At 64.4% G+C, this 8927-nt stretch carries 8 protein-coding genes; 4 read left to right on the top strand and 4 right to left on the bottom strand.

All coding sequences use genetic code 11. The features are described 5' to 3' along the window. The first annotated feature begins 474 nt into the window (after positions 1 to 474). Entirely contained in the window at positions 475 to 1038 is a 564-nt protein-coding gene (locus tag AC1D00_RS14560; protein ID WP_027549058.1) for a helix-turn-helix domain-containing protein, read from the top strand. A 21-nt stretch (positions 1039 to 1059) separates the two neighbouring features. Here AC1D00_RS14560 and AC1D00_RS14555 read toward each other — a convergent pair whose 3' ends face one another. Both AC1D00_RS14555 and AC1D00_RS14550 read right to left on the bottom strand, forming a co-directional pair. Next, complete coding sequence (locus AC1D00_RS14555; RefSeq protein WP_477011146.1) at positions 1060 to 2268, bottom strand: hypothetical protein; 1209 nt, start codon at positions 2266 to 2268, stop codon at positions 1060 to 1062. A 2-nt stretch (positions 2269 to 2270) separates the two neighbouring features. Then, entirely contained in the window at positions 2271 to 3638 is a 1368-nt protein-coding gene (locus tag AC1D00_RS14550; protein WP_404557751.1) for an APC family permease, read from the bottom strand. A gap of 304 nt (positions 3639 to 3942) precedes the next feature. On the opposite strand from AC1D00_RS14550, the gene AC1D00_RS14545 reads away from it, so the two are divergent. Then, positions 3943 to 5268 (top strand): alpha/beta hydrolase, encoded by a 1326-nt coding sequence (locus AC1D00_RS14545; protein ID WP_477011145.1) that lies wholly within the window; start codon positions 3943 to 3945, stop codon positions 5266 to 5268. Between the two features lie 69 nt (positions 5269 to 5337). Further along, positions 5338 to 5766: a hypothetical protein gene (locus tag AC1D00_RS14540; protein ID WP_404557752.1), complete on the top strand. Its 429-nt coding sequence runs from the start codon at positions 5338 to 5340 to the stop codon at positions 5764 to 5766. Positions 5767 to 5805: 39 nt separating this feature from the next. On the opposite strand, the gene AC1D00_RS14535 is transcribed toward AC1D00_RS14540, so the two are convergent. Together AC1D00_RS14535 and AC1D00_RS14530 are read right to left on the bottom strand one after the other, a co-directional pair. Beyond that, the gene (locus AC1D00_RS14535; RefSeq protein WP_027549053.1) at positions 5806 to 6195 is read right to left on the bottom strand and encodes a hypothetical protein; all 390 of its coding nucleotides are present in this window, start codon (positions 6193 to 6195) and stop codon (positions 5806 to 5808) included. 90 nt (positions 6196 to 6285) lie between these two features. After that, complete coding sequence (locus AC1D00_RS14530) at positions 6286 to 7455, bottom strand: MFS transporter (RefSeq protein ID WP_477011144.1); 1170 nt, start codon at positions 7453 to 7455, stop codon at positions 6286 to 6288. Positions 7456 to 7640: 185 nt separating this feature from the next. Here AC1D00_RS14530 and thrS point away from each other — a divergent pair. Continuing rightward, on the top strand, positions 7641 to 8927 hold a 1287-nt coding region (gene thrS / locus AC1D00_RS14525; RefSeq protein WP_477011143.1), incomplete at its 3' end, for a threonine--tRNA ligase.

Genomic DNA, 8927 nt, shown 5'->3' with positions numbered 1-8927 from the left:
AGATGAGGAAGTCGTACCATTCGACCGCGGTGCCGATCACGCTCGACCACACGATCCGTCGCAAGCTCGCCGCCTCGTCCGGCGCTACGTTCAGGGTTACGTCGTCTGCTACGGTCATCGATCTCTCCAAAAGGTACCGGCGCCTGGGAAAAGCAGTTGGTTCTGTCCGCGGAGCCCATCGGCAGCCGCGGCGGTAAAATCGATCATGTTTACTATTGGAAATCAACGCCACGGAACGCGGCAAATGCCACCGATMGCGGCAGAGTGCAGCTATTGCACTATTTTTCGGCTGTTTTTCGTGAGATACCAGCTCGTCTGCCCACAATATCCGCGGCGCTGCTCGAAATTTCTGCGCGATAGTTTTCCTTTGGAATACACCTGCACGCGCCCCGGAGCTGGCCGTGCGCGCCACCGGGCTGGCAGTTCGGCTGCATCTGATGCAAAAGAGGCATCAGCAGTTCGGGAGACTCATGCGTGCTTGACGTCAGCAAAGCGACAGCGGTCGGGGCCAATATCCGCCAGGCGCGGATTGCCAAGGGCCTGACGCTGGACCAGCTTGCCAGGCAGAGCGACCTCACGCGCGGCTACATTTCGCTGGTCGAGCGCAACCTCAAGATCCCCTCGCTCGCCGCGCTGCTGCGCATGGCCGCCGCCCTCGAGGTCAATGTCGCGAATTTCTTCGACCCGAACGCCGAGCCTGCGCCGCGCTACACGCTGTTCCGCCGCGAAGGCGGCAATGTCCCGCTGTTTCAGGACACCTTTGGCGTGGTCCCGCTGGCAACCGGCCGCACCCGCAAGATGATGGAGCCGTTCCTCCTCAGCCCGCCGCACAAATCGGCGACGCGGGCCTCGCATGCCGGCGAGGAGCTGCTCTTCGTCGTCAACGGGAAGATTGCGATCAAGCTCGACGGCGAAGAGCTCGTCCTCGGCAAGGGCGACTGCCTGTATTTCTCAGGCGAGACGCCGCACGAGGTCCGGAGCCTCGGCCGGCAGAAGGCTGAAGTGCTGGTCGTCGTCGCCCAGAACGCGACGACGTAACACCGGACTTCGGCAAATGGCCTAGCGGAACCAGAAGAAACGCCCGGACGGCGGGACGGATTCGGGCGGACGCGGCCGTTTCGGACGCGGCGGTTTTGGCGGCTCGGCCGACGAGGTGGTCTCCGCAGCAGGCGCAGCCTCGGTCCCCGGCACTTTCACCGACAGCAGCAGGTTCGATTCATGCGTGCGCCAGCGATAGCCGACGCCGAAATCGATCGGCTGGGCGCGCGTGAACAGTTCGGCGTAGCGTTCCTGGTAACGGCCGGGGAATTCTGCGATCGGCCCGAGGTAGCGGCCGAACGGGAAGAACCGCCACTGCCGCGCATTGTAGTTCGCGAGCGGAATGCCGGAATCGTCCTGGATGATGGTGGCGCTGTTGGCGAGCAGCCAGTCGCGCACCGTCGTGAAGTTGCCGGAGTGCAAGAGATAGGACGCGCTCTTGAGCAGGCTGTTGCCGGGCCCGAGCGTCTCGCAGAACTTCAGGAAGCCCGTCGCACGTGCGCCGGGATTGGAGAGATCGGTCGAGAAATAATACAGCGTGCGCGCTTCGCCATCGGTGCCTGCGAAGGTAATGCGGACGCCGCGCGTCGCATTCGGCCCCGGATTGTCGTTGCCCGTGTGCATCCCGCCCTTGTTGTCGAGCGCGACCATCTCGACGTTGCGGATGGTCTTGCCGGAGCGCGCGAGGAAGACATAGAGGATCGGCAAGGTGCCGTTGACCTGGTTGGCGTGCAGGTCGACCTTCATCTGCTTGGTGATGAAGAAGGAGAAGCTCAGGATCGAGGCGAGCGAGCGCTCGACATTGTAGAGCGCAGCGCCGACCGAACCGCGTGGCAGCCGCGTCAGGTCGGAAACGGCGCCGACCGGCTCCAGGGCACCAAGCACGTAGGTGCTGGCCTTGGAATAGAAGGCGTCGGCGTAGAGGAAGTCCGGGCCGCTGAACATGTAGAACATGGTCGGCCGTGGCGCGGCGAGGTTGACGTCGGACCAGGTGCGGATCTTCGAGAGCTGCCGCTGCTCGAGCTGGGCAAAGGCGCCGTCGAAGAATTTTGCGTGATGCTGCCAGGACGGGTCTTTGGTGAGCGCCACCAGTGGCGAGTCCGCCGATGGCTGCATCCCCGCAAGGAAGCGCGCGGTGTCGTCGAAGGTGACCTCAGCGGCACGCACGGACGAGACGGCCGCAGCCAGGAGGGCAAGAGCGACGGCCGCAATTCTCAAGGGTCGAAACATGTCTATTCGCGATTGTGTGACGTGCCAGCGGCGACCGGCCGCCTGCGGAAAACAGCATAAATCAACAGGCCCGAGAGCATGAGGAGCATCCCCGACAGCGACTGCACCGGCCGCTCGGTCAAGAGGTAGTACATCATGAACGCGGTCACGAGCAGGAAAACGAGCGGGGTGAATGGGTATCCCCAGGCGCGATAGGGCCGTGGCAGGTCAGGATCGGTGATGCGCAGCTTGATGACGCCGGCGACCGTGAAGAACGAGCAGAACAGAAGCGCGAACTGGATGAAGTCGAGCACCGCCTCGAAGCTGCGCGTGAACAGCAGCAGGGTCGCGACCGCGAGCTGAAACAGGATGGCATAGGCCGGCGCGCCGCTCACCGACCGTTTCGAGAACACGCGCAGCGCCGGAATGTCCTCCCCCATCGTCATCATCACGCGCGGGCCGATCCACATCATCGCGCTGATCGAGGAGATCAGGCCGACGCAGATCATGGCACCGACGATCCGGCCGCCGAGGCTGCCGAAGATGGCGGTGCCGGCGACGCTGGCGACATCGAGCTGGCCGGCGAGCGCGCCGACCGGCGTGGAGTAGAGAAACACCGCGTTCAGTGCGACATACAGCACAAGCACGATCAGCGTGCCCGCGAGCAGCGCGCGCGGCAGGTTCCGCTGCGGCATGTTCATCTCGCCGATGATATAGGTCGCCGCATTCCAGCCCGAGAACGAGTACATTACGAAGACGAGGCCGATCGCGAAGGGCGCGCTGACGATGTGCGCGAGGTCACCCGGCTGCGGCGTGAAGGCGATCGGCTGCGGCACGCCGATGATGAAGCCGGCGACCAGGAAGGCGACGATCAGCACGACCTTCAGGACGGTCGAGATCAACTGGAAGGTCGAGGAGTGCCTGACGCCGGTCAGTTGCACGAGCGAGACCAGCCACACCACGCCGATGGCGAGCGGGATCGGCGGCAGGTCGGGGACGACCGATTTGGCGTATTCGCCGAAGGCCATCGCGGCGAGCGCGACCGGCGCGGCAAAGCCGACCGTCGCCGAGACCCATCCGGCCAGAAAGCCGAAGGCGGGATGGTAGGCGCGGCCGAGGAAATTGTATTCGCCGCTCGAGCGGGGGAACATCGCCCCGAGCTCGCTGTAGGAGAACACCCCGCACAGCGCGACGATGCCGCCGACACTCCATAGCAGCAGGATCGAGAAGCCGGACGGGATGTCCTTGACCTGGAAGCCGAGGCTGGTGAAGACGCCGACCCCGATCATGTCGGCAACGACGATGGCGGTTGCGACCAGAACGGAGACGCCCGCCCCTCTTCCGGTCAGCCGGCCAGTCCAGGGCGCAGTACCCGCATCTGATGCCGTCATCGGGGTCCTTAACCTCAGGCCTCACGCCTCGTGGGAAGCATCAGTCAATTCAAGCAGGGTTAACAAGGGTTAAATGAGGCAAGTGAAATAGGTATTTCCGCACCTTCTAAGCATGGTCCCGGACGATAAACCCCGGAGAATCCCGTTTCCGATCCCCACAATCACGACACGATTGCATGGTCCCTTTGAGCGTTCCGGATGTGGGGAAGTTTCTCCGGACACTTAACGTCGCCTAAACACCAGTCGGCTCAATTATCTCAAGATTGCCGCTGGGCTTGTGGTCATGACTTGGGGTCATGGGTGGATGGTCGGGGCCGTTCCGAAAACGAGAGCTGACATTCGTGCCGATCGGACGCCGTCCGATCGGCACGGTCGTGCGCTCCGGATCGGCCTGATCTCAGCCTTGGTGCCGCTCTCGCTCACGCTGGTTCAATGCGGCGGGGCGCCGAATCCGGCGGCGCTTGCGGCGAACTCGCAGGCCAATGTCCAGGTCGTCGCCAAAACCAATTCGCAGGTTGCGAGCGGCGACACGTTCGAGGATCGTTTCCCCGCCCCGCAGTTCAAGGAGCGCTTCCCCTCGGCGGGCGAGAGCTTCCTGCAACGGCAGATGTCGGACTTCTCGCCGAAGCGCGCCGTTGAGCAGCAGCCGCGGCCGGACCAGGCACCCTACAAGGTCGCTTCGCTCACACCGCAGGTGCCCTACCAGCGTCCGCCCCGCGAAGACCTGACGACGCTCGTCAGCATGAAGTCGTCGGCCTTCCCCTATTTCGGCAACAACCCTGCCTCCGACGCGCCGTTCCTCAACATCTCCAAGGGCGACCGCCGCGGCCACCGCAGCTATTCGGGGCGCGTCTACTGGCAGGACGAGACCTACAGCGACAGCCGCGTGCTGGTGCACGTGCCCGAGCATTTCGACGTCCGCAAGCCGGGCGTGATCGTGGTGTTCTTCCACGGCAATGGCGCGACGCTGGAGCGCGATGTGCGCGACCGGCAGCTGGTGCCGCAGCAGATCACCGATTCCGGCGCCAATGCCATCCTGCTTGCGCCGCAGATGGCCGTCGATGCCGCCGATTCCAGCGCCGGAAAATTCTGGCAGGCGGGCGGCCTCAAGCGCTTCATGGACGAATCGGCGAGCCACCTCGCCCGCCTCAGTGGCGATCCCAACAGCGCGCGCGCCTTCGCCAACATGCCGATCGTCATCGTCGGCTATAGCGGCGGCTTCCTGCCGACGGCCTGGAGCCTCGAGGTCGGCGGCATCAGCGACCGCGTCCGCGGCGTCGTGCTGCTCGACGCCGTCTATGGCGAAATGGACAAGTTCGCCTCCTGGATCGAGAGTCACCGCTCCGGTTTCTTCGTCAGCTCCTACACCCGTTACACCGCGCGGCGTGACCGCGAGCTGATGAGCATGCTCAGGCAGAAGGGCATCGGCGTCTCCGAGGACATGGACGGCCCCTTGCGTCCCGGCAGCGTGGTGTTCGTCGAGACCGGCGACGGCATCACCCATCGCGACTACGTGAACCGCGCGTGGACGCAATATCCGCTCAAGGACGTGCTGGTGAAGATGTCGGCGACGCCGGCGCTGGCGCTGACGCGCGTGGCGGCGACCACTCCACCGGCATCGAACCGATAGTCCCGACATTGCGCCAGCCGGTATTTCGGTGCGCTGCCCGCAATTCTCTCAAGCCGCGATCAAAATCTGATGTTGATGGCCGGCATCCCCGGGCGCCACCGGATTGTTTCCGCTGGCAACGATCATAGTTTGCCGGCCAGGTTGGATTTGGATTTTCTGCGGGGACAGGTCGTGCGTCAGGGATTGTACAAGGTCGACTTCCACACGGTTCACGGGACCGGGTGCGGCGTCGTCTATGTGATGGATGGCAAAATGCGTGGCGGCAATTCCGCCTTCGCCTTCATGGGCACCTATACGGGCGAAGGCGACACGATCAAGGTCAAGATCTCGACCCAGCGCTACAACGACGACCCGTCCTTCAAGGGGCTGTTCGGCATCGACCGCGTCACGCTGACGCTCACCGGCCGCGAGGACGGCGACGCGGCAGAATTCGAAGGCAGTGCGCTGCAAGTACCGGGCGTTGCCTTCAGGGCCGTGCTGAACCGGATCAGCGACTAGCCGTCCGGCTCCAAGGTCGCGCGCTTCAGGTCTTGGCGTTCAGCTTTTGGGCAGCTTCGGAATGCTCTCGGCAAAACCGTTGAAGCAGGCCAGCCGCTCGTCCTCTTCCTTGAAGAAACGGCAATCGGCGTAGCCCTTGGCCTTCGCCGGCTTCGGCTTCGGCGCCGGCGGAATCACGGCGTCGTAGCAATTGAGGCGGTCCTTGGTGCCGTCGTCGAGGTCGAGGCAGGCCTGCAGCCGCGCGGCGATCGATTGCGGCTTGCCCTTCGGCGCCGCGGCCGGCTTGGCTGCGGCCTCCTTGGTCCCCGCTTTGGTCCCCTTCGGCTTGACCTGCACTAACGGCTTGTCCCCGACCATCGGTGGCTTGTCGGCTTGCGCAAACGCGGAGGCTGAATAGAGCACCGCGGCAACCGCCAGAATCATCCTCATCTCAGTCAACTCTCTTTGGTCCCCATGACCGGCGTTCTAGCGCTCTCGCGCGCGGTTTGCCAAGGACCTTGCGCGCACGAAAACGCGGGATCAAGCGGTGGCAGCCGGCCGGGGCCGGGTCAGGATCACCAGGACCAGCGCCAGCACGACGAAGCCGACCGCAACGAAGCCGAGCGGATACAGGAGTTCGCGGGCGAACAGCAATCCGCCGATGGCGGAGCCGACCGCCTGGCCGATATAGAGGACGGAGGTGTTGAGCGCGACGGTGGCGGACGCAAGCGGCGGCGCGGCCGCGACCAGCCGCACCTGCTGCATCGAATTGGTCGAGGCAAAGCCGAGGCCCCAGATCGCGACGGCACCCGCCATCAGGACGAGCGTGCCGGCGCCGAGCGCCCAGCCCGTGACGCCCGCAAGCAGCAGGCAGGTGAACAGCAGCGAGGTGCGATAGGGCCCCCAGGTATCGACGATACGGGTCGCGATCACGACGCCGAGGAAACCGCAGAGGCCGTAGATGCCGAACACCATGCCGATTGCGTCCGGCCCCGCCCCGGTCAGCTTCTTGAGCAGCGGGCCCATGAAGGTGAACACCACGAACTGCCCGGACATTTGCAGCATGGTGATCGCAAGCAGCAGCAGAACCGTCCTGCTGCGGCCGACCGCGCTCCAGGTCTTCAGGTCCACCGGCGTGCCCTTCAGTCCGGCAGGCAGGCGCAGCAGCAACAACACGAAGCTGATGCAGCCGAGCGCGCCGATCTCGCCATAGGCCGCGCGCCAGCCGTAGCGGCTGGCAATGAAGGTGATCAGCGGCAGGCCAACGGCGGCGGCGAGCGACCAGCCGAGAAAGATATAGGCAATGGTGCTGCCGCGCCGCTCCACCGGCACGATCAGCGCCGCCGTGCCGGCCGCCTGCGGCGTATACAGCGCGCCGACCGCGAGCATCACCAGGCGGATGACGAGGAGGCTCGCATAGTCGGGCGCAAACGCCGAGGCGAGATTGCCGAAGGCGAGCACCGCCAGCGTCGTCGCGAGCAGCGTCCGCCGTTCGATGCGGCTCGTGAGCCAGGCCGTCAGCGGCGAGCCGATGCACAGCGTGATCGCGCCGAAGGTGATCAGGAGCCCTGCCGCGTGGATGCTGATGCCGAGCCCGGCCGACAATTCCGGCAGCATTCCCGCCGGCGCCAGCACCGAACAGCCGGTGACGAGATTGCCAAGCATCAGGGCGGTTGGCGCGAAACGGCCGGCGGCGGCGGATTTTTGCATGCAAGTGCATGTAGAGCGGGATTGCCGACGTTAAAGGCCGTTGCTCGAAATAGTTGGTGCAAGGTCGCAACTTTTGCGTGCCACTTTCTTGGAAATGCCGGATTGCGCAGGCCGAATCGCCTGATATATCGCTCGTTCCCGCTTACCTGCGCTCGTTCGCAGGAGTGAGCCTCAGGAGAAAAGCAATGACCGACCAGCCCAAATCCGAATCCGGCTTCCAATACAGCCTCAGCAATCTTAAGCCCGTGAACCCCGCGCCCAAAGTCACCCTCACCTTCCCTGACGGCGCCCGGCGCGAATACGACAAGAGCATCACCGGGCTCGAGATCGCCAAGGGCATCTCGCCGTCGCTGGCCAAGCGCACGGTCGCGATGGCGCTCGACGGCGTCGTCGCCGACCTCGACGATCCCATCGAAGCCGATGCCAAGATCGAGCTGATCAACCGCGACGATCCGCGCGCGCTCGAGCTGATCCGCCACGACTGCGCACACGTGCTCGCCGAAGCCGTGCAGACGCTGTGGCCGGGCACCCAGGTCACCATCGGCCCGGTGATCGAGAACGGCTTCTATTACGACTTCTTCCGCAACGAGCCGTTCACGCCGGAAGACTTTGCCGCGATCGAGAAGAAGATGCGCGAGATCATCGCGCGCGACAAACCCTTTACGAAAGAGGTTTGGGATCGCGAAAAGACCAAGCAGGTGTTCCGCGACAAGGGCGAGGCCTTCAAGGTCGAGCTGGTCGACGCCATTCCCGGCAACGAGCCGATCAAGATCTATTACCAGGGCGACTGGTTCGACCTGTGCCGCGGTCCGCACATGACCTCGACCGGCAAGGTGGGCAATGCCTTCAAGCTGATGAAGGTGGCCGGCGCCTATTGGCGCGGCGATTCCAACAATCCGATGCTGACCCGCATCTACGGCACGGCCTTCGCCAAGCAGGAGGATCTCGACGCCTACCTCAAGCAGATCGAGGAGGCCGAAAAGCGCGACCATCGCAAGCTCGGGCGCGAACTCGACCTCTTCCACTTCCAGGAGGAAGGTCCGGGCGTCGTGTTCTGGCATCCGAAGGGCTGGACCATCTTCCAGCAGCTGATCGCCTATATGCGCCGCCGCCTGACCGGCGACTACAGCGAGGTCAACGCGCCGCAGATCCTCGACAAGGCCTTGTGGGAGACCTCGGGCCATTGGGGCTGGTACCGCGAAAACATGTTCGCGGCACAGTCCGCGGGCGACGAGGCCGAGGACAAGCGCTGGTTCGCGCTGAAGCCGATGAACTGCCCGGGCCATGTCCAGATCTTCAAGCATGGCTTGAAGAGCTACCGCGACCTGCCCCTGCGGCTCGCCGAGTTCGGCGTGGTGCATCGCTACGAGCCCTCGGGCGCCATGCATGGCTTGATGCGCGTGCGCGGCTTCACCCAGGACGATGCGCACATCTTCTGCACCGAGGATCAGCTGGCCGAAGAGTGCCTGAAG

Source organism: Bradyrhizobium sp. P2_E8, from assembly GCF_056403875.1.
The sequence above is the reverse complement of the archived record's forward strand: the minus strand, read 5'-3'. Positions and strand labels throughout refer to the sequence as shown.

Coding starts and splice junctions, on each gene's coding strand:
- AC1D00_RS14540 (WP_404557752.1), top strand. CDS start 5,338: ATGTTGATGGCCGGCATCCCCGGGCGCCACCGGATTGTTTCCGCTGGC.
- AC1D00_RS14530 (WP_477011144.1), bottom strand. CDS start 7,455: ATGCAAAAATCCGCCGCCGCCGGCCGTTTCGCGCCAACCGCCCTGATG.
- AC1D00_RS14535 (WP_027549053.1), bottom strand. CDS start 6,195: ATGAGGATGATTCTGGCGGTTGCCGCGGTGCTCTATTCAGCCTCCGCG.
- AC1D00_RS14550 (WP_404557751.1), bottom strand. CDS start 3,638: ATGACGGCATCAGATGCGGGTACTGCGCCCTGGACTGGCCGGCTGACC.
- AC1D00_RS14545 (WP_477011145.1), top strand. CDS start 3,943: ATGGTCGGGGCCGTTCCGAAAACGAGAGCTGACATTCGTGCCGATCGG.
- AC1D00_RS14555 (WP_477011146.1), bottom strand. CDS start 2,268: ATGTTTCGACCCTTGAGAATTGCGGCCGTCGCTCTTGCCCTCCTGGCT.